Genomic DNA, 24,916 nt, shown 5'->3' with positions numbered 1-24,916 from the left:
TTGAGGGGACCGAGCGCTCAGGACGCGGGACTTCCCCGGCAATCCACAGCTACCGGAGGGACGGCACATGCCAGCCACATTCGTCCTCAACGCGATGACGAGCGACGAAGTGGCCACCGTCGCGCTGGCGGGCGACATCGACCTGACCGTCGAGCCGCTGCTGCAGGCCTGGCTGGCCAGGGCGCTGGCCGCGCACCAGCCGCCGAGGGTGGACGTCGACCTCACCGGCCTGCGCTCGATCGATTCCTTCGCCCTCTCCGTGCTCATGGCGGCCGACAGGTACGCCCGCGACACCGGCGGCTGGATGAGCGTCACAGGGGTGGACGCGCCCGTGCGCGCGCTCCTGGCCGAACGCGGGCTGGACAAGGTCCTCGACCTGCGGCCGAGCGGCGTCCTGCTCTTCCCCTGCTGACCGTCGATCCACGGGCCGGGCGCGGTGGCGCGTTCTGGCGGCGGCCGTGCCGTCCGGCGCGGCGCCGGTCGAAAACCGCTTCGGGGGGAGGCCGGCGGTGTGCCAGGATCGGCCGGTGTCTGTTTCCCGACGTGATCTGCTGCGCTGGCAGTTCGACCTGACCTGGTCGCTGTTCGAGCTCCATCTCGAGCAGCTGAAGCCCGAGGACTTCCTGTGGGAGCCCGCCCCGCACCACTGGACGGTACGGCCGGGCGGCGAAGGAGCGTGGCTGCCCGACTGGGACGAAGCCGAGCTAGACCCCGTCCCCGTCCCCACCGTCGGCTGGCTCAGCTGGCACATCGGCTGGTGGTGGAGCGTCACCATCGACCACGCGCGGGGCCGCACGCCGCGCGAGCGCGTCGAGATCACCTGGCCGGGCGACGGCGAGGCGGCCGTGGCGTGGCTGCGCGGCCTGCGCGAAGAGTGGCTGGCGGTGCTGGACAGGCTCAGCGACACCGACCTGGACGCCGTCGCGCCCTTCCCCTGGCCCGCCGATTCCGGCATGACCGTGGCCCACATGCTCGCCTGGGTGAACGCCGAGCTGATGAAGAACGCCGCCGAGATCGGCCAGCTCCGGCTGGTGCGCGCCGCGTCGGCGGCGTGAGAACCCGACCGGCCGGACGAGGCCGTGGCCGTCGTCCTGCCGGTCCTGCCGGCTCGCGCGTCAGGCGATCTCAGCGCCCCCGGCTCACAGGCCCCTGGCGAGCCGGTAGTAGGCCTGGTTCCAGCGCAGTTCCTTGGTGAACTGCCGCATCGTGGTGTCGGCGTCGATCACCACCAGCTCCACTTCCAGCATGTCGGCCAGGTCGTTCAGCTCCTCCACGCCGACCGCCGTGGACAGCACCGTGTGGTGCGGGGCGCCCGCCGTCAGCCACGCCTCGGCCGAGGTGCGCAGGTTCGGCCTCGGCTGCCAGACCGCGCGCGCCACGGGCAGCGACGGCAGCGGCTCCAGCGGGGCGGCCAGGTCGATCTCGTTGGCCACCAGCCTGAAGCGGTCGCCCAGGTCGGCCAGCCCGACCACGAGGCCGGGGCCAGGCGTGGCGTCGAAGACCAGGCGGACGGGGTCCTCCCTGCCGCCGATGGACAGCGGGTGGATCTCGCACGACGGGGTGCCCGAGGCGATCGAGGGGCAGACCTCGAGCATGTGCGCGCCGAGGATGAGCTCCTCGCCCGGGGTCAGGTGGTAGGTGTAGTCCTCCATGAAGGAGGTGCCCCCGTCGGGGGCCATCGCCTTCATGGTGCGCAGCAGCACGGAGGTCTTCCAGTCGCCCTCGCCGCCGAAGCCGTACCCGTCGGCCATCAACCGCTGGACGGCGAGGCCCGGCAGCTGGCGCAGCCCGCCGAGATCCTCGAAGTTCGTGGTGAACGCCCTGAACCCGCCCGCCTCAAGGAAGTGCCGCAGGCCGAGCTCGATACGGGCCGCGTAGCGCAGCGACTCGTGCCGCTCGCCGAGGAGCGAAGGAGCGATCTTGTACAGGTCCTGGTATTCCAGGACCAGGGCGTTGACGTCGGCCTCCGCGGCGGCGTCCACGGCCTCCACGAGCTCGTTGACCCCGTAGGTGTTGACGGACACGCCGAAGCGCAGCTGCGCCTCCACCTTGTCGCCCTCGGTGACGGCGACGTCGCGCATGTTGTCGCCGAACCGGGCCAGCTTGAGCGTGCGCAGCTCACGCAGGCCGGTCGCCGCCCGGCTCCAGGCCACGATGCGGGCGGCCACCGCCGGATCGCTCACGTGCCCCGCCACCGTCTTGCGCGGGACGCCCAGCCTGGTCTGGATGAAGCCGAACTCCCTGTCGCCGTGCGCGGCCTGGTTGAGGTTCATGAAGTCCATGTCGATGGAGCTCCACGGCAGCGCCACGTTGGCCTGCGTGTGCAGGTGCAGCAAGGGCTTGCGCAGCGCGTCCAGCCCGGCGATCCACATCTTGGCGGGGGAGAAGGTGTGCATCCACGCGATCACGCCCGCGCAGTCGTCGTCGGCGTTGGCCTCCAGCATCACCCGCCTGATGGCGGCCGCGTCGGTCAGGACCGGCTTCCACTCCACCTCGACGGGCAGCTGCGCGGCGATCTGCCCGGACTGCTCGGCCACCTGACGCAGGGTGTCCTCGCCGTACAACCCTTGGCTGCCGGTCAGAAACCAGATGCTCAACGGGGGCTCCTCTGTCCATAGACGTTCTGGTAGCGGTCGTACAAACGGTCGATGTCGGCCTGCGGGATGGGCAGCGGGTCGCCCAGCTGGCGGGCGATGTGCACGGTGCGGGCCACGTCCTCGCACATCACCGCGGCCTTGACGGCCGCCCTGGGGTCCTTGCCGATGGTGAACACGCCGTGGTTGCGCATGAGGACGGCGGGCGAGCGGTGGTCCTTGAGCGTGCGCACGATGCCCTGCCCGATGGAGTCGTCGCCGATCAGCGCGAAGGGGCCGATCGGGATCTCGCCGCCGAACTCGTCGGCCATGGCCGTCAGCACGCAGGGGATCGCCTCGTTGCGCGAGGCCCAGGCGGAGGCGTAGGTCGAGTGGGTGTGGACCACCCCGCCGACCTCGGGCATGTGGCGGTAGACGTAGGCGTGGGCGGCGGTGTCGCTGGAGGGGGCGTGCTCGCCCTCGACCAGGTTGCCGTCGAGATCGCAGACGACCATGGCGGCGGGGGTCAGCTCGTCGTAGGAGACCCCTGAGGGCTTGATGACGAACAGGTCCTCGCCGGGGATGCGGCCTGAGACGTTGCCGGCGGTCCAGGCGACGAGGTTGTTGCGGACCAGTTCGGCGTGCAGCTCACAGACGATCTCCCTCATGCTCCTGCCTCGCTTCCCTGGATCGAGGGCCGTCCCGGCCCGGTGGCGGCGTTTCGCAGACGGCGGAGGGTGTGCAGGATGTCGCCGTCGGCGAAGAGGTCGTGCAGTCTGCGGTATTCGGCGTACAGAAGGTCGTAGGCGTCGGCCGCCTTGTCGTCGGGCACGTACGCGGCCACGGTGCGCTTGCCCATCGCGGCCGACGCCTGCTCGATGTCCTCGTACGCCCCCGCGGCCACGGCGGCGTGGACGGCCGAGCCGAGGGCGGGCCCCTGCTCGGAGCCGATCACCGACAGCGGACGGCGCAGCACGTCGGCGTAGACCTGCATGAGGAAGCGGTTCTTCAGCAGGCCGCCCGCGACCACGAACTCCTCCACGGGCACGCCCGACCTCTCGAAGGTCTCGACGATGAGGCGGGCGCCGAAGGCCGTCGCCTCGATGAGCGCCCGGTAGACGTCCTCCGGCCTGGTGGCGAGGGTCTGCCCGACGATCACACCGGAGAGGTGGTGGTCGACGAGGATGGAGCGGTTGCCGTTGTGCCAGTCGAGGGCGAGCAGCCCGTGCTCGCCGACCGCCTGGGCGGCGGCCAGCCCGGTCAGGTGCTCATGGATCGACAGGCCGCGCGCCTTCGCCTCCTGCGCGTAGGAGGAGGGCACGGCGTTGTCGACGAACCAGGCGAAGATGTCGCCCACGCCCGACTGGCCCGCCTCGTAACCCCAGAGGCCGGGCACGATGCCGTCGCGCACGACGCCGCACATGCCCGGCACCTCGGCCAGCCGGTCGGAGGGCATCACGTGGCAGGTGGAGGTGCCCATGATCGCCACCATCTGGCCGGGCCGCACCGCGTCGGCGGCGGCCGCCGTGACGTGGGCGTCGACGTTGCCGACGGCGACGGCGATGCCCTCGGGCAGTCCCGTCCACTCGGCCGCCCGAGCGGTGAGCCGCCCGGCCAGCCCTCCGAGCGGCGCCAGCACGGGAGCCCCCGGCGTGGACGGCTCCGTCACGGTGAGTTTGTGGACGAAGTCCGCGAAATCAGGGTTCAGCGCGCTCAGGAACTCCGCCGACGGGTACCCGCCATCCTGATAGATCCCCTTGTAGCCGGCGGTGCAGACGTTGCGGGTCTCCACGCCCGTCAGCTGCCAGACGATCCAGTCGGCCGCCTCGATCCACCGCCGCGCCCGCTCGTAGACCGAGGGGTCCTCCTCCAGGACCTGCAGCCCCTTGGCGAACTCCCACTCCGAGGAGATCTTCCCGCCGTACCTCGGCAGCCACGCCTCGCCGCGGGAGGCCGCCAGCGCGTTGATCCGGTCCGCGTGCGCCTGGGCGGCGTGGTGCTTCCACAGCTTCGGCCACGCGTGCGGCAGCGAAGGCGTCTCGAAGCACAGCGGCGTGCCGTCGGCGGTGGTGGGCAGCACGGTGCAGGCGGTGAAGTCGGTCCCGACGCCGACGACCTGTGAAGGTGAGACGCCCGCCGCCGAGATCGCCGAGGGAACGGCGAAGCGCAGCACGTCGAGCCAGTCCTGGGGCGACTGGAGCGCCCAGTCGGGCCCCAGACGGACGGAGCTGCCGGGCAGGTGCTCCTCGATGACCCCGTGGGCGTACTCGTGCACGGCGCTGCCCACCTCGGCGCCGTCGGAGACGCGTACGACCACGGCGCGTCCCGAGAGCGTCCCGAAGTCCACGCCGACCACGTAGTTGTTAGCGTTCACATATAGCTCCATGCAGCTGACCGAAAGGAGGGGAGAGAAGGGTTAGGGGGCAGGGGCCGTGCTGGCCCTGATCACGAAGCCGGGCGGCACGATGAGGCGCTCCGTCGAGATGGGGCCCTGTGCCTGGATCTGCCTGAGCAGCACCTCGATGCAGTGCCTGCCGACCGCGTCGAAGTCCTGCCTGACCGTGGTGAGCGGAGGTGAGAAGAACTCCGACTCGGGGATGTCGTCGAAGCCCACGATGCTGATCTCGTCGGGAACCTTCACCCCTTCCTCGGTGAAGGCGCGCAGCACGCCGAGCGCCATCTGGTCGTTGGCCGCGAAGACCGCGGTCACCTCGTCCATCGAGGCCAGGCGCTTACCTGCGGCATAGCCCGCGCGCGGGCTCCAGTCGCCCGCCAGCGGCTCGGGCACGGGACGGCCCGCCTCCTCCAGCGCCGAGCGCCAGCCCTCGAGCCTGCCCTCGGCCTCCAGCCAGTCGGAGGGGCCGCTGACGTGCCAGACCGTGGAGTGGCCGAGGTCGAGCAGGTGCCTGGTGGCCAGCCTCGCGCCCTCGATCTGGTCGATGCACACCGCTGACACCTCTGACCTGTGCGTGCCCTCGACGGCCACCGCGGGCATGCCCACCGGCAGGGTCTCCAGGGCGCGGGCCGCCGAACGCTGCGGCGCCACCACGACCACCCCGTCGACGCCCTGCTCGGCGAGGTACTCGATGGCGTCGCGCACGCTGGAGGCGTCGAGCGACTTGAGGCTCACGATGCTCACGAAGTAGCCGGCGGTCCTGGCGGCCTGCTCGATGCCGTAGATGGTGCTGGCGGGGCCGTACAGGGTGGTGTCGAAGCTGACCACGCCGAGGGTGTTCGAGCGGCTGGTGACCAGGGCGCGGGCGACGAGGTTGCGCCGGTAGCCCAGCTCGTCGATCGCGGCCATGACCCTGGCGCGGGTCTCGACGCGCACGTTGGGGTGGTCGTTCAGCACCCGCGAGACCGTCTGGTGCGACACTCCAGCGAGTTTGGCAACGTCGGACATCACTGGGGGGCGACGCCTGGTCACAATGACTCCTTTCGCTGGCTTGCCCAGAATAGATCAGCGCGAGACGCCCGCGCGGCGCTTGGTCCACACGTCGAAGGCGACGGCGGCCAGCAGGACGGCCCCCTTCACCAACATGACGCGCTCGCTCGGTGAGCCGATCAGGGACATGCCATTGTTGATCACCGCCATGATGAGGCCGCCGGTGATCGCGCCCACCACCTTACCGACGCCGCCCTGGACGGCCGCGCCGCCGATGAAGGCAGCGGCGATGGCGTCGAGCTCGAAGCTGTTCCCCGCCGTGGGGCCGGCCTGGTTGAGCCTGCCCGCGAAGATGATGCCGGCGATCGCCGAGAGCACGCCCATGTTGACGAAGATCCAGAAGACGACCTGCTTGACCTTGACGCCGGACAGCACCGCCGCCTGCAGGTTGCCGCCGATGGCGTAGATGCGGCGGCCGAAGACCGTGCGGTTGGCCATCAGGGAGTAGCCCAGCACCAGGAAGGCGAGGAGGACCAGCACCCACGGCAGGTTCTTGAACCGGGCCAGCTGCACCACGAGGAAGAGGATGAGCGCGGCGCCCGCGGCCATCTTCAGCACGAACAGCGGCATGGCGTCGACGGCCTGGCCGTACCCGCTGCGGGCCGAGCGGGTGCGCCACTGGGCCGCGACCATACCGGCGATCGCCATCAGACCGATCAGCAGGCTGAACAGGTCGGCGCCGCCGAGGGGGCCGAGGCCGATGTTGCCGAGGTAGCCGTCGGTGAAGCCGTTGGCCAGCGTGCGGACCGCGTCAGGGAAGGGGCCGATGCCCTGGTTGCCCAGCACGGTGAGCGTGAGCGCGCGGAACAGCAGCATGCCGGCCAGCGTCACGATGAACGCGGGGATGCCGAAGTAGGCGACCCAGAAGCCCTGCCACGCGCCGATGAGCCCGCCCGCGAGGATCGTGAGCAGCAGGGCGAGCGGCCATGGCAGGCCCATGTTCACCATGAGGACGGCCGACAGCGCTCCCGTGACCGCCACCACCGAGCCGACCGACAGGTCGATGTGCCCCGCGATGATGATCAGGATCATCCCGATCGCCAGGATCAGGACGTAGGAGTTCTGGACGATGATGTTGGAGATGTTCTGCGGCGTGAGCAGGGCGCCGTCGGTCAGCACCGAGAAGAGCGCGACGATCAGCGCGAAGGCCACGTAGATGCCGCTGGAGCGCAGGTTGATCCTGAAGGGCCGCTTCGCCTCGACCCCCGTCTCGGCGGTGCGCGGAGTGGTCATGGTCATCGAGGGGTTCCCTTGGTCATGAGGTGCATGAGGCTCTCCTGGGTGGCTTCACCCCTGGGCAGCTCTCCGGTGATGCGGCCCTCGGAGAGGGTGTAGATGCGGTCGCACAGGCCCAGCAGCTCGGGCAGCTCCGACGAGATCACCAGCACCGCCCTGCCCTCGCCTGCGAGCCGGTTGATGATCGTGTAGATCTCGTACTTCGCGCCGACGTCGATGCCCCTGGTGGGCTCGTCGAGGATCAGCACGTCGGGCTCTGTCAGAATCCACTTCGACAGCACGACCTTCTGCTGGTTGCCGCCGCTGAGCTTGCCGACGACGCTCGACACGCCCGGAGCCTTGATGTTCATGCTCCGGTGGAAGCCCTCGGCGACCCTGTACTCCTCCCGCTCGTCGACCCACACGCCCTTCAGCGCGGCCGCGGAGATGTTGCGCTTGATGTCGTCGATCAGGTTGAGCCCGTAGCGCTTGCGGTCCTCGGTGGCGTAGGCCAGGCCGTGCCTGATCGCGTCCTCGACGCTGCGCAGCTCGACCGGCTTGCCGTTCTTGAGGATCCGTCCTGAGATGCCGGTGCCGTAGGCGCGGCCGAACACGCTCATCGCCAGCTCGGTACGGCCCGCGCCCATCAGCCCCGCGAGCCCAACGATCTCGCCGCGCCGCAGTGTCAGCGTCGCGCCGTCGACCACCTTCCTGCCCGGCTGGCTGGGGCTGTGGACCGTCCAGTCCTCGATCCGCAGCACCTCCTCGCCGATGGAGGGCTCGTGGGGAGGGAAGCGGTTGTCCAGCGCCCTGCCGACCATCCCGGAGATGATGCGCTCCTCGGTGACCTCGCCCGCGGCCAGCGTCTCGATCGTCTGGCCGTCACGCAGGATCGTGACGGTGTCGGCGATCGCGATCACCTCGTTCAGCTTGTGGGAGATGATCACACAGGTGATGCCGTCGTCCCGCAGCCCGCGCAGCAGGTCGAGCAGGTGGGCGGAGTCGTCGTCGTTCAGCGCGGCGGTCGGCTCGTCCAGAATGAGCAGTTTCACGTCCTTCGACAGCGCCTTGGCGATCTCGACGAGCTGCTGCTTGCCCACGCCGATGTCCGACACCGCCGTCACCGGGTTCTCCCGCAGGCCGACGCGCTTCATCAGCTCGCCCGCCTCGAAGTTGGTGCGGTTCCAGTCGATGAGGCCGCGCCTGGCCCGCTCGTTGCCGAGGAAGATGTTCTCCGCGATCGACAGCTGAGGGCTGAGCGCCAGCTCCTGGTGGATGATGACGATGCCGGCCCGCTCGCTGTCGCGGATGCCGCCGAAGGCGCAGCGCCGCCCTTCGAAGAGGATCTCGCCGTCGTAGTCGCCGTGCGGGTGGACGCCCGACAGCACCTTCATCAGCGTCGACTTGCCCGCGCCGTTCTCGCCGCAGATGGCGTGGATCTCGCCACGCCGTACGGTGAGGTTGACGTCTTTGAGCGCCTTCACCCCTGGAAAGGTCTTGGTGATGCCGCTCATCTGGAGGATGCTCACTTGAGCTGGTCCGCCGTGTAGTAGTTGCCGCCGATGATGACCTGCTCGTAGTTGCTCTTGTCCACGATCACCGGGTCCAGCAGGTACGAGGGGACGACCTTGTTGCCGTTGTCGTAGTCCTTGGTGTTGTTCACCTCGGGCTTGCCGCCCTTGAGCACGGCGTCGGCCATCTTCACGGTCGTCTCGGCCAGCTTGCGGGTGTCCTTGAAAATCGTGGAGTACTGCTCGCCCGCCACGATCGACTTCACCGAGGCCAGCTCGGCGTCCTGGCCGGTCACGATCGGGTACGGCTGGCCGCTGGTGCCGTAGCCGTTGCTCTTGAGCGCCGACAGGATGCCGATCGAGAGACCGTCGTACGGCGAGAGCACGCCGTCGACCTTCTCGCCGCCGGTGTAGGTCTTGGTGAGGATGTCCTCCATGCGCTTCTGCGCGGTGGCGGGGTCCCAGCGCAGGATGGCGGCGGTCTTGAAGTCGGTCTGGCCGCTCTTGACCTTGATCGTGCCGTCCTTGATCTTGGGCTCGAGCACCGACATCGCGCCGTTCCAGAAGAAGGTGGCGTTGTTGTCGTCGGGGGAGCCGCCGAACAGCTCGACGTTGTAGGGAGGCTTCTTGGCCTCCAGGCCCTTCATCAGGGAGGTCGCCTGCTGCACGCCGACCTTGAAGTTGTCGAAGGTGGCGTAGTAGTCGACGTTGGGGCTGTTGCGGATCAGCCGGTCGTAGGCGATGACCGGGATCTTGTTGTCCGCGGCCTGCTGGAGCTGAGAGGTGAGCGCGGTGCCGTCGATCGAGGCCACGATCAGGAGCTTGGCGCCCTTGGTGATCTGGTTCTCGATCTGGTTGGCCTGGGTCGGGATGTCGTTCTCCGCGTACTGCAGGTCGACCTTGTAGCCGAGCTTCTCCAGCTGCGTCTTGACGTTGTCGCCGTCGTGGATCCAGCGCTCGGACGACTTCGTCGGCATGGTCACGCCGATGAGGGCTCCCGCGTTGCCGCTGGCGCTGCCACTCGGAGCGGCCTGCGCGTCGACGGTCTTCTGGCTGGAGCCGCACGCCGTCAGGGTGGCGGCGAGGGCGAGTGCGGAGACAATGCCCCAGGTCCGTCCCATCGTGGCTCTCCTTATGAAGGGGATGAATCAGACATAAACGCATGGCGTTTGGCTGATTGTTATCGTTAACACTCGGGTGTGTCAACGATACGGAGGAAACACGGAGGTAACGTTCGAGGAGGTCGGAGGGCGGTCGAGCGTGCCCCGAGCGCGTCTCCGCCGGAGGGTGAAGTCGCTGGAAACCTGGCGCCTCGTCAGCATATGTCGGCCCTCGCCGTGGGCGGCCCGCACCGGCTCGTGACTGCTGGCCGGCGGCCGAGCAGGACCGAATGTCGCAGCCGCGTGATTGGATCCTCTGCGTGGAGGCATCCGTCGAGCAGCTGGTGTACGTCAGAGAGGACGAATACACCGTCGCCCGCCTGAGCAGCGAGTCCATGGCGGGCTTCGTCGCCTCGGGCAGGGCGCTGGCCGGCGTGCAGCCCGGCGAGACGCTGCGCCTGACGGGCGAGTGGGCCGAGCACCCCACCTACGGCAAGCGCTTCGCGGTCACCGCCTGCGAGCGCGTCGTGCCCGCCACGGTCCACGCCATCCAGCTCTATCTCGGCTCGGGCCTGATCCGCGGCATCGGCCCCCGGCTGGCGCAGGCGATCGTCAGCCACTTCGGCGAGGCGACGCTGACCGTGATCGACACCGCGCCCGAGCGGCTCACCGAGGTCATCAACATCGGCCCTGGCCGCCAGGCCCAGATCGTCGAGGCGTGGCGCGACCAGAAGGCGGTCGCCGCGCTGATGGTGGTGCTGCAGGGCTTCGGGGTCAGCCCGCTGCTGGCCGCGAAGATCTACCAGGTCTACGGCCCTTCCTCCGCCGAGATCCTGGCCTCCGACCCCTACCGGCTCATCGGCCAGGTCAGGGGCATCGCCTTCGCCACGGCCGACAAGATAGCCCTGCAGTCGGGCGTGCCCGAGCGCAGCCCCCAGCGCATCAAGGCGGCGCTCATGGACGGCCTCGAGGCGGCCGCCGCCCGCGACGGCCACTGCTTCCTGCCGCTGCACGCCCTGGTGACGCGCACCGCCGCCAGGCTGGAGCTGGAGGAGGAGCTGGTCGGCCAGCTGGTCGACGCGCTGCTGGCCGAGCGCAGGGTGGTCGTCGAGGAAGGCGACGACGACCTGGTCGTCTACGCCAAGGAGCACCACAGCCGCGAGGCCAAGCTGGCCGCGCTGCTGGCCAGGCTCCTCACCGCCCGCTCGACGCTGCCGCTGCGCGCCTTCAGCGACGACCCCGGGCTCCACGACGACCAGCGGGCGGCCGTGACCATGGCGCTGACCAGCACGGTCTCGGTTCTCACCGGCGGTCCAGGATGCGGCAAGAGCCACACGGTGAAGGTGATCGCGGCGACCGTCAGGGCGATGGGCGGCACCGTCACCCTCTGCGCGCCCACCGGCAAGGCGGCCAAGCGGCTGTCGGAGCTGACCGGGCTGCCCGCGACCACCGTGCACCGCATGCTGGCCGTCCAGCCCGACCCCGACAAGCTCTTCGACCAGACCCCGGCCCAGGCTGACCTCATCGTGGTCGACGAGGCCTCCATGCTCGACCTGCACCTGGCCACGCGGCTGTGCTCGGCGATCACGCCGGGCAGCCACCTGCTGCTGGTCGGCGACAGCGACCAGCTGCCCAGCATCGGGCCCGGCAGCGTGCTCGCCGACCTGCTGCGCGTCGAGGCGGTTCCCCGCATGCGGCTGACCCACGTCTTCCGCCAGGCCGAGGGCAGCGGCATCATCCAGGCCGCCCACCAGATCAGGGGTGGCGCCCTCCCCTTCACCCCGGGTGGCGGCGGCTTCTGGTTCGAGGAGCTCGACGATCCCACGGCGGTGGCCTCGCGCGTCGTCCACCTGGCGACCGAGGCCATCCCCGCCAAGCAGAAGGTCGGGCCAGGTCAGGTCCAGGTGCTCTGCCCGATGCGCAAGGGCTCGGCGGGCACGGCCGAGATCGGGCGGATGATCCAGGAGCGGCTCAACCCCGCTCGTGAGGGCACGGCTGAGCACTGGTCGGGAGCCTCGGTCTTCAGGGTGGGCGACAGGGTCATGCCGATCCGCAACAACTACGACAAGGGCGTCTTCAACGGCGAGACGGGCACGGTGGTCGCGCTCAAGCAGGAGGAGCGCGTGGTCGAGGTGCTCATCGACGACGGCGACACCGTCTCCTACGCCTTCGACGAGCTCGACGACCTCACCCATGCCTACGCGATCAGCGTGCACAGGTCCCAGGGCAGCGAATACCCGTTCGTGGTCGCGCCGCTCGTCGTGGAGGCGGGCGGGGTGATGCTGCGCCGCAGGCTGCTCTACACCCTGGTCACCAGGGCGAAGGCGTGGGTCGTGCTGGTCGGGCAGCGCGAGGCGCTCGAACTGGCCGTCGCCAGGCTCGGGCAGCGCCGCAACACCGGCCTGTCGCGCCGCCTCACCGCGGCCCTCGGCTGAGAGGCGAGGCGGAAGTGCGGCAGTACCGGGCACCCCGCGGGGGTTTCTACGATGGTGCGGTGAGGATCCTCGACGAGCCGGAGTGGCGGGCCAGGGCCGAGTCGCATCAGCGACGGGTCGACGCCTGGATCGGACCGCACCTCGAGCGCCGCCAGGCGGGCACGCCCCACCCGGTGGAGGACTTCCTCTTCGACTACTACGGCTACCGTCCAGGACGGCTGCGCAGGTGGCATCCCGGCGCGGGCGTCGTGCTGGCGGGGGCGAGCGGCTACGGCGCCGACTACGTCGACACCGCCGAGGGCTCCACCCTCGACGTGGAGCGGCTGCTGGCCAAGCGGGGCGCGATGGTCGAGTGGACCGCCACGCTGCTGTCGGCGACCGCCTCACGGCAGGGCCATTTCGGCTGCTTCGGCATGCACGAATGGGCGATGGTCTACAAGCTGCCCGCCGACGAGGTACGGCACGCCGCCCAGCCCCTGCGCATGCCGCCGGAGGAGATCGCCGCCGTCGTAGAGCGCAGGGGAGCGCGCTGCAGCCACTTCGACGCCTTCAGGTTCTTCACCGAGCCGGCCAGGCCGCTCAACACGCTGCACCCGACCCGCGAGCGGCAGGCGGAGCTCGAGCAGCCCGGCTGCCTGCACGCCAACATGGACCTGTACAAGTGGGCCTACAAGCTCTCCCCTCTGGTGCCGAGCGAGCTGGTCGCCGACTGCTTCGAGCTGGCGCGCGACATCAGGACCCTCGACATGCGGGCCAGCCCCTACGACCTGGGCGCCCTCGGCTACGAGCCCGTGCCGATCGAGACCCCCGAGGGCCGGGTGACGTACGCGGCGGCGCAGCGGGGCTTCGCCGAGCGGGCGGCGCCGCTGCGCCGTACGCTCCTGGAGCTGTGCGAGCGGCTCCTCGACGGCCTGCGCGTCCCGGCGGGCTGACCTCAGCCGGCCGCCTCGCTCGCACCCCGCAGGCGGAAGGTGGCGTGGAAGCGGGCGTGGTCGTCGTGGCCGCGCAGGAGCAGCACGCCGAGAGGACGGCCGTTCGGGTTGCCCTCGGCGAGCGCGGTGAAGGCCTCGAACCCCCCGGGTACGGCGAGCGTGAGCTCAGGGGCGCCGTCGACCTCCCACGAGCCGCGCAGCACCCTGTCGTGCGGCACCTCGATCCGCCTGACCTCCCGCAGCCACGCGTGCCCCGCCTCGCCGTCCGGCCCGGGCGCGGGAAGAGCGTGGGCCGAGGGGAGGAAGGCGCCGTCTCCGTGGAAGACCCACTCGATGCGCAGGGGCGCGGCCAGCGTGACCGTGCACAGGTCGCTCCAGCCGTCGTCGGAGACGGTGACGCAGCGGCGCATGACCTGCCCTTCCCACGCCGACTCGGCCACCAGCCGCCGAGCCGACGACTCCAGCAGCCGTCCCGCGTGCTCGGGCTGGCGCGCCCCGTCGACGACCACCAGGTTGTGGGCCAGGGGCGAGCGCATCCACGCCGTGAAGTCAGACCCGTAGCCGCTGGTCCCGAGGTCGAGGCTGGACCACCCGGTGGCCGTCTCGACGTCGACGCCGAGCTTGTCACGGTGGTCGTGCCAGCCGGCGTCCGGCCCGAACCGCATGGCCAGCCGTACGGCGGGCGAGCGCAGCAACCCGATCCCCGCGTGCGGCCAGACGAAGGAGCCAGGACGGCCGGGCGAGGCGGCCTGGACGTCGTCAGGCCCGAAGACGAGGGCGGCGACCGACGAGCGGCCCTCCAGCTCCACGCAGCCTGGCGCCGGTGAGGTGTTGCCGATCCACAGCGGGACAGGGGCGCGGCGCGTCCTGGCGTAGTAGGGGGCGAGATCGATCGGCTCCTCGGGCAGGATCGCGCAGGCCGCCTCGGCCTGCGGGGCGAAGTCGCCGACGTGGCACTCGGCCCATCCGTCGCCGTAGGCCGGCAGGCGGGTGTCGGAGTAGGCGAGGGCGGGCGGGGCGGTGATCGCCCGCGACAGCCGCCGCGCCGCCTCCTCGGACAGGCCCTCGGGACCTGCGGCCTCGCGGTAGGACAGCAGGGCGGCGACGGTGTAGTAGTGGTAGTGCGGGTTGATCTCGTACCAGAGGCCCTCGGGGTGGAAGCCCTCGCTGACCTGCGCCTGCGCGCCGAAAGGGGAGTCGCGGCACCACCGGAGCAGTTCGTGGTCGCGCAGGCGGACGGCGCACTCGGCCAGCGCCGCCAGCAGCCAGCAGTGGATGTTGTGGACCATGCCGACCTGGGGGCGCAACAGGTCGGCGATCGCGCGGGCCATGGCGTCGGCGGCGGCGGAGGTGGCGGGCGTGAGCGCGTCATCCGCCCAGCGCAGCGCCCGCAGCAGGCAGACGGCCCAGACGGCCTCGTCGAGCGACTGGGGGTGGACCCTGCCCCTGCCGGCGTTGACGCCGTGGATGTCGTAGGAGAGGTAGTCGCGGGCGTAGGCGGCGGCGATCCGTTCGAGCTCCCCTGCGGCTCGGTGGTCGTCGGCCAGCCTGACCAGGAGGGCGGCGCGCTGGGCCTGGGCGGCGGCGGCGTTGTGCATCGTGGTACGCCACGCGCCGTCCCACGGCTCGCCGGTGTAGGCGCAGCCGCAGCGCGTGCAGGCGTGGCTCGCGGGGGCCGCCGGATCGAAGCGCAGGGGCGCGCCGTCGGCGTCGCAGAAGTAGTGGTGCGTCCACGCGGACGGTCGGTCGGGCCCTGGAATGACGAGGTCGTCCGTCCAGCGGGTGAAGTCGGAGCCGATCGCGGCCAGCACGTTCGCCGCCCACGGGCTGGTCGCGACCCTGCGGCGGATCCCCTGCCAGTCGGGCGTGTACGCGGCGTTCATCGAACCTCCTCGGCCGACGCTGGGAAAACCGCTCCACCCGGTCAAGGAGGCCGGGCGCGTGGCTGTTGACGGCCGGCGACGGACGTGCCTACCTTCTCAGAGATGTGAACTGCGCCACACTGGCGGGGGGCAGAGTGGCCTGACCGGTGTGGAGGAGCGAACCAGATGACATCGCGACTCGTCCGATGGTCCGTCGTGTCGTTGGCCGTCGCCATGGCGCTGAGCGCGTGTGCCAGAGGAACCGGTGGCGGAGCGGCACCCACGGCGTCGGGCACGTACGACCCGCGGGCCGCCTTCCAGGGCACGCTCACGGTGATGGGCATCGCGGGCATCGACGAGATCGCGACCACACGCATCGAGAAGGCCGAGGCCTCGCTCGGTGGCGCGAAGGTCAAGCTGATCGAGGGCGACCTCGACATCCAGCAGTTCCTGTCGTCGGTGGCCTCGGGCTCCCCTCCCGACATCATCTACGCCAACAGGGACCAGATCGGCACCTTCGCCTCGCGCGGCGCGATCATCCCGCTCACGGCGTGCGTCCAGGGCGAGCGGATCGACACCTCGATGTACGACAAGCCCGCCCTCGGCCAGGTGACGTTCGGCGGCGAGCTCTGGGCCGTCCCCGAGTTCAACCAGGTGCAGATCACCATGGCCAACGCCGCGTTGCTGCGGAAGGCCGGCCTGACGGTCGAGGACGTCAACGGCACCGACTGGACGAAGATCGCCGCGGCGACGCCGAAGCTGCTCAAGGCGTCGGGGAAGATCGGCTTCGACAGCAAGCTGCCGGAGTTCCTGCCGCTGTGGGCCAAGGCCAACGGCGCGGACCTGCTGTCGGCCGACGGAAGGAAGGCGCAGCTCAACAGCGCGCGGGTGGTCGAGGCGCTGGAGTTCGCCGTCGGCGTCTACGACGCGCAGGGCGGTTTCGCGAAGGTCAAGGCGGTCAGGGACTCGGCCGACTTCTTCGGCAAGGGCAACCAGTTCGCCGAGGGCGAGCTCGGCGCGATGCCGATGGAGCAGTGGTACGTCAACGTGCTCAACAACGTCTCGCCGAAGACGCCGATGGCCTTCGACACCTTCCATGACAAGCAGGGCAACACCATCGCCTACTCCTCGGGCTCGGCATGGGCCATCCCGAAGGGCTCGAAGAACCCCGAGGCCGCCTGCAGGTTCGCCAAGACCATGACGCTGGTCGAGACCTGGAAGGCGGCGGCCCAGGCCCGACTGGCCAAGCGGAAGGCGGAGGGCAAGCCGTTCACCGGGGTCCTGACCGGCAACACCAGGGCCGACGCGGAGATCAGGAAGATGGTGACCTCGGGCGGCCGGCCGTGGGACGACGGCGTGAAGGCCGTCTACGAGGCGAGCGCGCACACCTTCACCCTTCCGGCCAACCCGGCCGACACCGAGTTCAAGAAGGCGTGGCAGGACGCCGTCAACAGGGTGCTCAACGGCCAGCAGGAGCCGAAGGCCGCACTCGACCAGGCCCAGCAGGAGGCTCAGGCCGCCCTCGACAAAGCGTGGGGATGATGCGCGTCCGCGCCGGTGAGACCAGGGCCGCGCTCCTGTTCATCAGCCCCTGGATCATCGGGTTCCTCGTCTTCACCGCCTGGCCTGTCATCAACAGCGCCTACCTGTCGCTGACCGACTACGACGTCATCAACGACCCGAACTTCATCGGCTTCGACAACTATGTGACGCTGTTCCAGGACCCCAAGGTGAGGCTGGCTCTCAGGAACACCTTCGTGTTCACGGTGATGTCGGTGCCGGTCCAGCTGGTCGTCTCGCTCGGCCTTGCGCTGCTGCTCAACAGCGCGGCCAGGGCCACGGGCTTCTTCAGGACCGTCTTCTTCCTGCCGAAGATGACGCCGCCCGTGGCGATCGGCATCCTGCTGCTGCTGCTCTTCAACGGGCAGAGCGGGCTGATCAACAGCGCTCTCGGCCTGTTCGGGATCGAGGGGCCCTCGTGGACCACCGACCCCGACTGGGTCAAACCGGGGCTGGTGCTGATGAGCCTGTGGACCGTGGGCGCCTCGGTCATCATCATCCTGGCGGCGCTGCGGGCCGTCCCTCAGCAGTTGTACGACTCGGCGCTGGTCGACGGGGCCGGATGGTGGCGCAGGACGCTGCGGATCACCGTGCCGATGATCAGCCCGACGTTGTTCTTCCTGTTCGTCGTCGACAGCATCAACGCGCTGCAGTCGTTCACCGAGGCGTACACCGCCTTCTTCGGATCGGGCAACACGACCTACAGCAACGACGCGGCGCTGTTCTACGTGATCTACCTGTTCCAGCAGGCCTTCGAGTTCCTGCACATGGGCTACGCATCGGCGCTGGCCTGGGTGCTGTTCGTCGTGATCATGGTGGTCACCGCCGTCCAGATCCTGCTCACGCGGCGGTATGTCTACTACGAGGGGGATCGGCCGTGAAGAGGATCCTCGTCTGGGCCGCGCTCGGCGTGATCTCGGTGCTGTTCGCCTATCCGTTCGTCTGGCTGCTGAGCGCCTCCTTCAAGCCGCGCGGAGAGGTGTTCGACCACCGGCTGATCCCCGAGACCTTCACCTTCGACAACTACATCAAGGTGTGGCAGGAGGCGCCGATGGCGCTGTGGCTGCTCAACACCGCCTTCGTCACCGTCATGGCGGCGATCGCCGTGACGGTCACCAGCGCCATGGTGGCGTGGGGCTTCGCCTACTTCCGCTTCCCCGGCAGGGGGCCGCTGTTCGGGCTGGTCCTGGCGACGATGATGCTGCCGGGTGCCGTCACCATGATCCCGACCTACCTCATCTGGAACTCCCTCGGCATGGTCGGCACGCTGACGCCGCTGTGGGCGCAGAACCTGTTCGGCAGCGCCTTCTACATCTTCCTGCTGCGGCAGTTCTTCCTGGGCCTGCCGCGCGAGCCGTTCGAGGCGGCCAGGGTCGACGGGGCGAACAACTGGCAGATCTTCACCAGGATCGCGCTGCCGCTGTGCAGGCCGGCGATCGTGGTGACCTGGCTGTTCGAGTTCCAGGCCGCGTGGACCGACCTCATGCGGCCGCTGATCTACCTGCGCGACTCCACCACCTTCACGGTGCCGCGCGGGCTCAAGGCCCTGCTCGACCAGTACGGCTTCGGCGGTGAGTGGCACTGGGAGATCGTCATGACCGCCAGCGTCATCACCACCGTGCCGATGATCGTGCTCTTCTTCGTCGGCCAGCGCCACTTCGTCAGGGGCATCGCGACCACGGGAAGCAAGGGCTGAGCGCCTCCCCCCACAGGCGCCTCCCCCCCACAGGCGCCTTCCCCCCAGGCGCCTGTCCCGAGGCGCCTGTCCGGGTCAGGCGATGACGGCCTGATCCACCGTCCACTTCACGGCCTGCTCACTGAGCGTCAGGCCGAGCCCCGGCCTGGAGGGCACCGCCATCCGGCCGGCCGCGATCTCGATGCGCTCGTCGAACAGCGGCTCGAGCCACTCGAAGTGCTCCACCCACGGCTCCTGGCCGTAGGCGGCGGCGAGGTGGAGGTGGATCTCCATGGCGAAGTGCGGAGCGAGCTGGAGGCGGTGGTGCTCGGCCAGTGCGGTCAGGCGCAGGAATGGGGTGATGCCGCCGATGCGCGGCGCGTCGGGCTGCAGGATGTCGGCGGCGCCCGCGCGGATGAGCGCCGCGTGCTCGGCCACGCTGGTGAGCATCTCGCCGGTGGCCACGGGGGTGTCGAGGCAGGAGACCAGCGCGGCGTGCCCCTCGTGGTCGTAGGCGTCGAGCGGCTCCTCGATCCAGGTCAGGCCGTACTGCTCCATGGCCCTGCCCATCCGCCGGGCCGTGGGCCTGTCCCACTGCTGGTTGGCGTCGACCATCAGCGGCACGGCGTCACCCAGGTGCGCCCTGACCGCCTCGACCCTGGCGAGGTCGGCGCGCGTGTCGGGCTGCCCCACCTTGATCTTGACGCCGCCGATCCCGCGCTCCAGCGCCGCCGAGGCGTTCTCCAGCACCTGCTCGATCGGGGCGTGCAGGAACCCGCCCGAGGTGTTGTAGCAGCGCACCGAGTCGCGGTGCGCGCCGAGGAGCTTGGCCAGCGGCAACCCGGCCCTCCTGGCCTTTAGGTCCCACAGCGCGATGTCCATGGCGGCGATCGCCTGGACCGAGAGCCCGCTGCGGCCCACCGACGCGCCCGCCCAGACGAGCTTCTCCCACAGGCGGGGGATGTCGCTCGGGTCCTCGCCGAGCAGGTCGGGGGCGATCTCCACGGCGTGCGCGAACTGGCCGGGGCCGCCCGCGCGCTTGGAGTAGCCGAAACCCAGGCCCTCGTGGCCCTGCTCGGTGGCGATCTCGGCGAACAGCATGGCGACCTCGGTCATCGGCCGCTGCCTGCCGGTGAGTACCTTGGCGTCGCTGATGGGCACGTCGAGGGGGAGGCGAACGGACGAGAGACGCACCGAGGTGATGCGGTCGTTCATGGCGGGGGCTCCAACTCGTGGTGACGCGGCCGGGGGAGATCCCCGGCCGCGGAACCCCTAGTCTTGCGCCCTGCCCTCGGCCGCGTGCAGGCGGCGCCGGTGGTCGGCGAAGACCTCGTCGTTGGAGGAGACCGAGGCGCCCGGCACGGTCGGCGAGACGAACGTGGGGATCACCACGCCGCGCCCCGCCAGCACCCCCGCCGTCCTGGTGACGATCTCGTGGCTGACCACGCAGGCCACGACCGTCGAGGCGCCGCCCACCGGGCGGTCCCAGCCGTCCACCTCGACGATGGCGTCCTGCACGGGCACGCCGGTGTCCACCGTGACGTCGCAGACCTCGGCGATGCGCTTGCCGCTGGAGTGCTCGGCGGGGCGCTCCAGGTTGGCCACCGAGGTGACGGCGACGGTGAACAGGCCGTGCTTGGCGCCGTACATGGCCGCCTCGACGGGGGCGGCGTTGCGCCCGCCGTGCGAGTAGACGATCAGCACGTCACCGGCGTTGAGCGGCTCGTGGTCGAGGTACTGCGGCACGTAGCCCTCGGTCCGCTCCAGCCACAGCAGCTCGCGCACGCCGCCGGGGCCGAGCACGTTGTGCCACATCAGCCGGGGGTCGGTCAGCGGGTGCAGCCCGGCGAAGCTGCCGTAGCGGGGGAAGGCGTCCATGGTGGGGATCACCGAGTGGCCGCTGCCGTACAGGTGGATCAGGCCGCCGTTCTGCACGGCGTCGGCGCAGCGCTCGGCGACGGTGTCGAGCACCTCGCCCTGGGTGGAGTCGAGGCGGTCCAGCAGGTCGATCATCAGGCGGGTGTAGGTCACGGGGATTCCTCTCATCGGAGGGCGAGGCGGATCTGGTAGCGGTCGCCGCGCATCACGCTGCGGACGTATTCGAAGGGGCCGTGCGCGTCGAAGGTGAGGCGCTCGACGTAGAAGGCGTGCGCGCCCGGCGCGACGCCGAGGGTGGGGGCGTCCTCGTCGAGCACGCCCCCGACGGTGAAGGTCTCGATCGCCTCGCGCGGCACGACGCCGTAGGTCTCGCGCAGCGTCTGGTAGAGCGAGCGGTCGGTGAAGTCGAGCCGATCGAGCCCGGGGAAGCGCTCGAGCGGCAGCAGCGCCGTCTGCACGCCGACGGGTCTGGCGGTGTCGGTCCTGAGCCTGCGCAGCCGCAGCAGCAGGTCGCCTGGGCCGAGGCCCATCTCCTTGGGCAGGTCGCAGTCGGCGGCGGGCAGCACGCTCTGTTCCAGCACCCTGGCGCCCGACGGATGCCCGAGCCCCGCCAGCTCGGCGGTGAAGGAGGTGACGCCGCGCGCTCCCGCGGTCAGGCTGGTGTCGCGGACGAACGTCCCCCTGCCCTGCTCGCGCACCAGCACCCCGCGGTCGACCAGCCTGGCCAGCGCCTGGCGGATGGTCACCCTGCTCACGCCGTAGGCCTTGCCCAGCTCGTCCTCCGTGGGCAGCCGGGCGCCGGGCAGCCACTCCTCCGCGTCGATGCGATGTCGCAGAGACCGCTCCACCTGCAGGTAGAGCGGCACGCCCGACGTGGGGTCGAGCCCTCTCATGTTCACCAGTCCTCCCCGATCTCAGCCGCGAGCAGGGCGCCCACGACTCCCGCGCCCGACCCGAGCCCCGCCGCCACCACCGGCACCCGCCGCCCGTCGGGGGAGGCGAACCGCTCGATGTGGACGGCCAGCATGGGTCCGAGCACGTCCATCGCGTCGGCCATGCCGCCGCCCACCAGGACGATCTCCGGGTCGAGCGTGCTGGCCAGCGCGGCGATGCCGCGTGCCAGCCGTACGGCATGGGCCTCGAGTTCGGGGGGCACGCGGCCCTCGCGGGCGGCGGCGACCAGCTCCGGGCCCCGCCCGCCGAGCGCGGAGCCGGAGGCGGCCCGCTCGAACCCGCCGTGCGCGGGGTACCCGGCGGCGAGGGGAGCGGGTTCGGGCTCGCCCTGCAGCCAGCCCCACGAGCCCGCGCTGCCGTGCGCGCCCCGCCAGATCCTGCCGTCGACGAGCAGCGCGCCGCCGATGCCGGTGCCGACCGCCACCAGAACGGCCGAGCGCCTGCCCCTGGCCGCGCCCTCAACCGACTCGGCCAGCAGGGTGAGATGGCCGTCGAGGCCGAGTCGCACGGGGGCGCCGAGCCGTGCCTCCAGGTCGCGGGCGAGCGGACGGCCCTCCAGCCACGGCAGCGCCGGCACGAACACCGGCCTTCCCTCCGCCGAGGTGCCGGGCAGCCCGATGCCCACCGCGTCCGCGCCAGGGCCGGTGAGCTCGGCGAGCAGGTCGAGCAGCGCCTCGTAGGAGCGGGGGACCTCGTGCCTGGCGACCGGGCCGCGCACGCCCCCGCTCGCGGCCAGCACCCGCAGCAGGGTGCCGCCCACGTCGAAGCCGACGTGTCTCATCCCTTCACCCCCGTCCTGGACAGCGAGGCCACGAAGACGCGCTGGGCCAGCAGGAACACCACGATCGTGGGCAGCGAGGCGATCAGCGCGCCCGCCATGACCACGTTCTGGTACTGCACCGAGGTGCTGTAGCTCAGCAGCTGGCTCAGGGCCAGCACGACGGGGAACTTCGCGTCGTCCTGCAGGATCGACAGCGGCCAGATGAAGTTGTTCCAGTAGAAGACGAAGGAGAAGATCGCCAGGCTCACCACGGCCGGCCGCAGCAGCGGCGTGACCACCCGCCACACGATGCGCAGCTCACCCGCGCCGTCGATGCGCGCGGCGTCCAGCAGCTCGTCGGGCACGTCGGAGACGAACTGCCGCATGAGGAAGATGCCGAACGCGTTGGCCAGCCACGGCAGCAGCACGCCCAGATAGGTGTCGGCCAGGTCCATCGACGAGACGAGCCAGTACAGCGGCACGAGCGTCACGACCGGCGGCAGGAACATGGTCGCGACCACGCCCCAGAACAGCACCTCGCGCCCCCTGAAGTGGTGCTTGGCGAAGACGTACCCCGCCAGCACGCTGGTGACCAGCACCGAGAGCGTCGCGACGCCCGCCAGCAGCAGGCTGTTGAGGAAGGCCGTGCCGAACGGCACCGCCTCGAACACCTCGGCGAACGCGCCGAACGACGGTTCGCCAGGCCACCAGGTCGGCGGGATGGACTGCAGCTCCTCGGGCCCCTTGAGGCTGGAGATCACCATCCAGTACAGCGGGAACAGCGCGGGCAGCATGACCAGCGCGATCGCCGCCGCGGCGAGCGCACGCCTCATGACCGCCTCCTGACCGCGGCGAGGAACACGCCGCCGAGAGCCACCAGGAGCACCAGCAGCGTGAACGCCATCGCGCTGGCCTGCCCCGCCATGCCGTGCTGGAAGGCGGCGCGCTGGATCGCGAACGACAGCACGGCCGTGCTCTCCGCGGGCCCTCCCTGGGTGAGGATGTAGACGGGGTCGAACACCTGGATCGCGTTGATGATCGCGACCAGGCCGATGAAGACAGTGGTACGGCGCAGCAGCGGCAGCGTGACGTGCCGGGTCTGCCGCCAGAACCCCGCGCCGTCGATGCGGGCCGCCTCGTAGAGGTCGGAGGGGATCTGGGTGAGCCCCGCGATCACCAGCACCGTGTAGTAGCCGGTCATCTGCCAGACATGGAAGATCACCAGCGAGACCAGCGCGGTGCCGGGAGAGCTGAGCCAGGTGGGCTCCCACGCGGCGAACAGCTGCGACAGCGGGCCGTAGTCGGGCGCGTAGAGCGCGCCCCAGACGATCGAGATGGCCACCGTCGGCACCACGTACGCCGAGAACAGCACCGCCCTGGCCACGGCCTTGCCCATGACCCTCGGGAAGTAGAGCAGCATCCCGAGCGCCACCGAGAGCGGCAGCGTCACGGCCACGACGAGCGCCACGTACGCGGCGGTGTTGACCAGCGCGGTGAAGAAGCCCTCGTCGCCGAGCAGGTCGGTGTAGTTGGAGAGCCCCCGCCACGACATCTCGCCCAGCGGGGTGTACATCGACCACTCGTGCAGGCTGATCCAGAACGTCAGCCCGATCGGCACCACCGTGAAGAGGCCGATGACCAGCATGGCGGGTGACAGGAACGCCACGGCCGCCATGCTCCTGGCGTGCCGCGTCACGTGCCTGCCTTGGTCAGGATGTCGGCGACCTCCCGCTGCGCCGCGCCCATGGCGGCCTCGGGCGTCTCCTTGCCGAAGACGACGTTCTCGACGTGCTTCTGCACGGCCTGGCTCATCGCCTCGCCGCCGAGCACAGAGGGGAAGGGCACGGCGTTGGCCAGCTCGGCCACGTACACCGACAGGAACGGGTCCGACAGCTCGGCCTGGTGCGCCTTCAGGTCACTGATGCTGCTCGGCAGGATGCCCATGGAGGTGAGGATGTCGCCCATGGCCGAGGAGCCGTTCCTGCCGCTGTCCTTGCCGTTGAGGAAGGTCAGGAACTTCCACGCGGCCTGCTGCTTGGCCTGGTCGGCCTTGCCGTTCACCACGGTGAGCCAGGAGTAGGAGACCGAGGCGCTGGTGGCGCCGTCGGGGCCGACGGGGATGGGGGCGACGCCGACGTCCTGGTAGCGCTCGCCCATCGCCTCCTTGAGCGCGCCCTGCCACCAGTTGGCCATGATGATCATGCCGGTCCTGCCGTTGACGAAGTTGTCGAGGTAGGGGCCCGTGGTGTTGGCGTTGGCGTTGCTCATCTTGGCCTGGGTGGCGCCCGACTTCACCAGCCTGGAGTAGAGCTGGGCGGCGGCGAGGGTCCTGGGGTCGTCGAGTTTGGGGACGGCGCCGTCGAGGAGCCTGCCGCCGTTGGAGTTGACCAGCGACAGCCACGGGTGCACGACGCCCGCGGGCCAGCTGGTGATGACGCCGAAGCCCTGCCTGCCGTCTTTGGTCAGCTTCGCGGCCGCCGCCTCGAGCTCGGCCCACGTCCTGGGCGGCGCGGCGATGCCCGCCTCCTTGAACAGCTTCTTGTTGTAGTTGAGGGCGTAGAGGTCCACCTCGTTGGGGTAGCCGCGCGGGCCGCCCTGCTTGGTGACGCCCTCGACCAGGTTCTTGGGCCAGTTCGCCGCGAGGTCCGCTTCGGCGTCGGCGGGCATGTCGCCCGCCAGGCCGTCGCGGACGAGCTCGGGCAGCCACAGGTCGTAGACGCTGGCGATCGTGGGGCCGTTCGGGCTGGAGCCCTGGGTGCGCAGCGTGGACAGCAGGTTGCCGAACGGGACGGCCCTGATGTCGACGGTGACGCCCTGGTTGCGCTTCTGGAACGCCTGGGCGGCCGCTTCCAGGGCTTTGACCTGGTCAGGGCCCCAGTGCGTGAGGAAAGAGATCTTCGTGGCCGCTGGGGTGCCGTCCTCGCCGCCGCCGCCGCACCCTGCCGCCATCATCGCCAAGGCCGCGCTCACCGCGACCGTCCGCATCGTCGAGGTCTTCATGGGGGGTCTCCTGATT

General features: G+C 70.3%; 22 protein-coding genes. 7 read left to right on the top strand and 15 right to left on the bottom strand.

Annotated elements, in window-relative coordinates:
* Nucleotides 1-67: 67 nt before the first annotated feature.
* Nucleotides 68-412: an STAS domain-containing protein gene (locus tag ABFX50_RS00155; protein ID WP_346142188.1), complete on the top strand. Its 345-nt coding sequence runs from the start codon at nt 68-70 to the stop codon at nt 410-412.
* Nucleotides 413-527: 115 nt separating this feature from the next.
* Nucleotides 528-1,055, top strand: a complete 528-nt coding sequence (locus ABFX50_RS00150) for a DinB family protein (protein WP_346142186.1) — start codon at nt 528-530, stop codon at nt 1,053-1,055.
* Nucleotides 1,056-1,139: 84 nt separating this feature from the next.
* Here the strand turns inward: ABFX50_RS00150 and araA are convergent, their stop codons facing one another.
* From araA to chvE, 7 genes are read right to left on the bottom strand one after another with little or no spacing between them, the layout of a single operon-like run.
* Nucleotides 1,140-2,597, bottom strand: a complete 1,458-nt coding sequence (gene araA / locus ABFX50_RS00145; RefSeq protein ID WP_346142185.1) for an L-arabinose isomerase — start codon at nt 2,595-2,597, stop codon at nt 1,140-1,142.
* Nucleotides 2,594-3,241, bottom strand: coding sequence for an L-ribulose-5-phosphate 4-epimerase (locus ABFX50_RS00140; RefSeq protein ID WP_346125873.1), 648 nt, complete (start codon nt 3,239-3,241; stop codon nt 2,594-2,596). The genes araA and ABFX50_RS00140 overlap by 4 nt, the downstream gene beginning before the upstream one ends.
* Nucleotides 3,238-4,929 carry a ribulokinase gene (araB, locus tag ABFX50_RS00135; protein WP_346143013.1) on the bottom strand — a complete coding sequence of 564 codons (1,692 nt, stop codon included), beginning with the start codon at nt 4,927-4,929 and terminating at the stop codon, nt 3,238-3,240. Before araB ends, ABFX50_RS00140 begins: the two co-directional genes overlap by 4 nt.
* Before the next feature lie 60 nt (nt 4,930-4,989).
* The gene (locus ABFX50_RS00130; RefSeq protein ID WP_183660173.1) at nt 4,990-5,976 is read right to left on the bottom strand and encodes a LacI family DNA-binding transcriptional regulator; all 987 of its coding nucleotides are present in this window, start codon (nt 5,974-5,976) and stop codon (nt 4,990-4,992) included.
* 57 nt (nt 5,977-6,033) lie between these two features.
* Nucleotides 6,034-7,257, bottom strand: a complete 1,224-nt coding sequence (gene mmsB / locus ABFX50_RS00125) for a multiple monosaccharide ABC transporter permease (RefSeq protein ID WP_183649478.1) — start codon at nt 7,255-7,257, stop codon at nt 6,034-6,036.
* Nucleotides 7,254-8,747 carry a multiple monosaccharide ABC transporter ATP-binding protein gene (gene mmsA / locus ABFX50_RS00120; RefSeq protein ID WP_346142182.1) on the bottom strand — a complete coding sequence of 498 codons (1,494 nt, stop codon included), beginning with the start codon at nt 8,745-8,747 and terminating at the stop codon, nt 7,254-7,256. The genes mmsB and mmsA overlap by 4 nt, the downstream gene beginning before the upstream one ends.
* 11 nt (nt 8,748-8,758) lie before the next feature.
* Entirely contained in the window at nt 8,759-9,865 is a 1,107-nt protein-coding gene (chvE, locus tag ABFX50_RS00115; RefSeq protein ID WP_183649473.1) for a multiple monosaccharide ABC transporter substrate-binding protein, read from the bottom strand.
* A gap of 299 nt (nt 9,866-10,164) precedes the next feature.
* On the opposite strand from chvE, the gene recD2 reads away from it, so the two are divergent.
* Both recD2 and ABFX50_RS00105 read left to right on the top strand, forming a co-directional pair.
* Nucleotides 10,165-12,279, top strand: a complete 2,115-nt coding sequence (recD2, locus tag ABFX50_RS00110) for an SF1B family DNA helicase RecD2 (protein ID WP_346142179.1) — start codon at nt 10,165-10,167, stop codon at nt 12,277-12,279.
* 65 nt (nt 12,280-12,344) lie between these two features.
* On the top strand, nt 12,345-13,211 hold the full coding sequence (locus ABFX50_RS00105) for a 3-methyladenine DNA glycosylase (protein WP_379506582.1): 867 nt from the start codon (nt 12,345-12,347) through the stop codon (nt 13,209-13,211).
* A 2-nt stretch (nt 13,212-13,213) separates the two neighbouring features.
* On the opposite strand, the gene ABFX50_RS00100 is transcribed toward ABFX50_RS00105, so the two are convergent.
* Complete coding sequence (locus ABFX50_RS00100) at nt 13,214-15,094, bottom strand: heparinase II/III domain-containing protein (RefSeq protein ID WP_346142176.1); 1,881 nt, start codon at nt 15,092-15,094, stop codon at nt 13,214-13,216.
* 165 nt (nt 15,095-15,259) lie between these two features.
* Between ABFX50_RS00100 and ABFX50_RS00095 the strand changes: the two genes are divergently transcribed.
* Genes ABFX50_RS00095 through ABFX50_RS00085 form a run of 3 tightly spaced genes read left to right on the top strand, consistent with a single transcriptional unit; the run spans nt 15,260 to nt 18,329 of the window.
* Nucleotides 15,260-16,615 carry an ABC transporter substrate-binding protein gene (locus ABFX50_RS00095; RefSeq protein ID WP_346142174.1) on the top strand — a complete coding sequence of 452 codons (1,356 nt, stop codon included), beginning with the start codon at nt 15,260-15,262 and terminating at the stop codon, nt 16,613-16,615.
* Nucleotides 16,612-17,514, top strand: a complete 903-nt coding sequence (locus tag ABFX50_RS00090) for a carbohydrate ABC transporter permease (RefSeq protein ID WP_346142172.1) — start codon at nt 16,612-16,614, stop codon at nt 17,512-17,514. The genes ABFX50_RS00095 and ABFX50_RS00090 overlap by 4 nt, the downstream gene beginning before the upstream one ends.
* Nucleotides 17,511-18,329 carry a carbohydrate ABC transporter permease gene (locus ABFX50_RS00085; protein ID WP_221241156.1) on the top strand — a complete coding sequence of 273 codons (819 nt, stop codon included), beginning with the start codon at nt 17,511-17,513 and terminating at the stop codon, nt 18,327-18,329. Before ABFX50_RS00090 ends, ABFX50_RS00085 begins: the two co-directional genes overlap by 4 nt.
* A 75-nt stretch (nt 18,330-18,404) precedes the next feature.
* On the opposite strand, the gene ABFX50_RS00080 is transcribed toward ABFX50_RS00085, so the two are convergent.
* Genes ABFX50_RS00080 through ABFX50_RS00050 form a run of 7 tightly spaced genes read right to left on the bottom strand, consistent with a single transcriptional unit; the run spans nt 18,405 to nt 24,900 of the window.
* The gene (locus ABFX50_RS00080) at nt 18,405-19,523 is read right to left on the bottom strand and encodes an L-talarate/galactarate dehydratase (RefSeq protein ID WP_346142170.1); all 1,119 of its coding nucleotides are present in this window, start codon (nt 19,521-19,523) and stop codon (nt 18,405-18,407) included.
* Nucleotides 19,524-19,580: 57 nt separating this feature from the next.
* Nucleotides 19,581-20,339 carry a sugar isomerase domain-containing protein gene (locus tag ABFX50_RS00075; RefSeq protein WP_221241155.1) on the bottom strand — a complete coding sequence of 253 codons (759 nt, stop codon included), beginning with the start codon at nt 20,337-20,339 and terminating at the stop codon, nt 19,581-19,583.
* Nucleotides 20,340-20,350: 11 nt separating this feature from the next.
* Nucleotides 20,351-21,079, bottom strand: a complete 729-nt coding sequence (locus ABFX50_RS00070) for a GntR family transcriptional regulator (protein WP_346143011.1) — start codon at nt 21,077-21,079, stop codon at nt 20,351-20,353.
* Between the two features lie 2 nt (nt 21,080-21,081).
* Entirely contained in the window at nt 21,082-21,921 is an 840-nt protein-coding gene (locus ABFX50_RS00065) for an ROK family protein (protein WP_346142167.1), read from the bottom strand.
* Nucleotides 21,918-22,733, bottom strand: a complete 816-nt coding sequence (locus ABFX50_RS00060; protein ID WP_346142165.1) for a carbohydrate ABC transporter permease — start codon at nt 22,731-22,733, stop codon at nt 21,918-21,920. The genes ABFX50_RS00065 and ABFX50_RS00060 overlap by 4 nt, the downstream gene beginning before the upstream one ends.
* Nucleotides 22,730-23,596, bottom strand: a complete 867-nt coding sequence (locus ABFX50_RS00055; protein ID WP_346142163.1) for a carbohydrate ABC transporter permease — start codon at nt 23,594-23,596, stop codon at nt 22,730-22,732. The genes ABFX50_RS00060 and ABFX50_RS00055 overlap by 4 nt, the downstream gene beginning before the upstream one ends.
* Nucleotides 23,593-24,900 (bottom strand): extracellular solute-binding protein, encoded by a 1,308-nt coding sequence (locus ABFX50_RS00050; RefSeq protein WP_346142161.1) that lies wholly within the window; start codon nt 24,898-24,900, stop codon nt 23,593-23,595. The genes ABFX50_RS00055 and ABFX50_RS00050 overlap by 4 nt, the downstream gene beginning before the upstream one ends.
* Nucleotides 24,901-24,916 lie beyond the last annotated feature (16 nt).

Origin of the sequence: Nonomuraea recticatena (assembly GCF_039533245.1) — a bacterium.
GTDB classification, from domain to species: domain Bacteria; phylum Actinomycetota; class Actinomycetes; order Streptosporangiales; family Streptosporangiaceae; genus Nonomuraea; species Nonomuraea roseola.
Note: the sequence above shows the minus strand (reverse complement) of the source record. Positions and strands in the feature narration are given on the sequence as shown.

Coding starts and splice junctions, on each gene's coding strand:
- ABFX50_RS00155 (WP_346142188.1), top strand. CDS start 68: ATGCCAGCCACATTCGTCCTCAACGCGATGACGAGCGACGAAGTGGCC.
- ABFX50_RS00140 (WP_346125873.1), bottom strand. CDS start 3,241: ATGAGGGAGATCGTCTGTGAGCTGCACGCCGAACTGGTCCGCAACAAC.
- ABFX50_RS00130 (WP_183660173.1), bottom strand. CDS start 5,976: ATGTCCGACGTTGCCAAACTCGCTGGAGTGTCGCACCAGACGGTCTCG.
- mmsB (WP_183649478.1), bottom strand. CDS start 7,257: ATGACCATGACCACTCCGCGCACCGCCGAGACGGGGGTCGAGGCGAAG.
- mmsA (WP_346142182.1), bottom strand. CDS start 8,747: ATGAGCGGCATCACCAAGACCTTTCCAGGGGTGAAGGCGCTCAAAGAC.
- chvE (WP_183649473.1), bottom strand. CDS start 9,865: ATGGGACGGACCTGGGGCATTGTCTCCGCACTCGCCCTCGCCGCCACC.
- ABFX50_RS00100 (WP_346142176.1), bottom strand. CDS start 15,094: ATGAACGCCGCGTACACGCCCGACTGGCAGGGGATCCGCCGCAGGGTC.
- ABFX50_RS00095 (WP_346142174.1), top strand. CDS start 15,260: ATGACATCGCGACTCGTCCGATGGTCCGTCGTGTCGTTGGCCGTCGCC.
- ABFX50_RS00090 (WP_346142172.1), top strand. CDS start 16,612: ATGATGCGCGTCCGCGCCGGTGAGACCAGGGCCGCGCTCCTGTTCATC.
- ABFX50_RS00080 (WP_346142170.1), bottom strand. CDS start 19,523: ATGAACGACCGCATCACCTCGGTGCGTCTCTCGTCCGTTCGCCTCCCC.
- ABFX50_RS00070 (WP_346143011.1), bottom strand. CDS start 21,079: ATGAGAGGGCTCGACCCCACGTCGGGCGTGCCGCTCTACCTGCAGGTG.
- ABFX50_RS00065 (WP_346142167.1), bottom strand. CDS start 21,921: ATGAGACACGTCGGCTTCGACGTGGGCGGCACCCTGCTGCGGGTGCTG.
- ABFX50_RS00060 (WP_346142165.1), bottom strand. CDS start 22,733: ATGAGGCGTGCGCTCGCCGCGGCGGCGATCGCGCTGGTCATGCTGCCC.
- ABFX50_RS00050 (WP_346142161.1), bottom strand. CDS start 24,900: ATGAAGACCTCGACGATGCGGACGGTCGCGGTGAGCGCGGCCTTGGCG.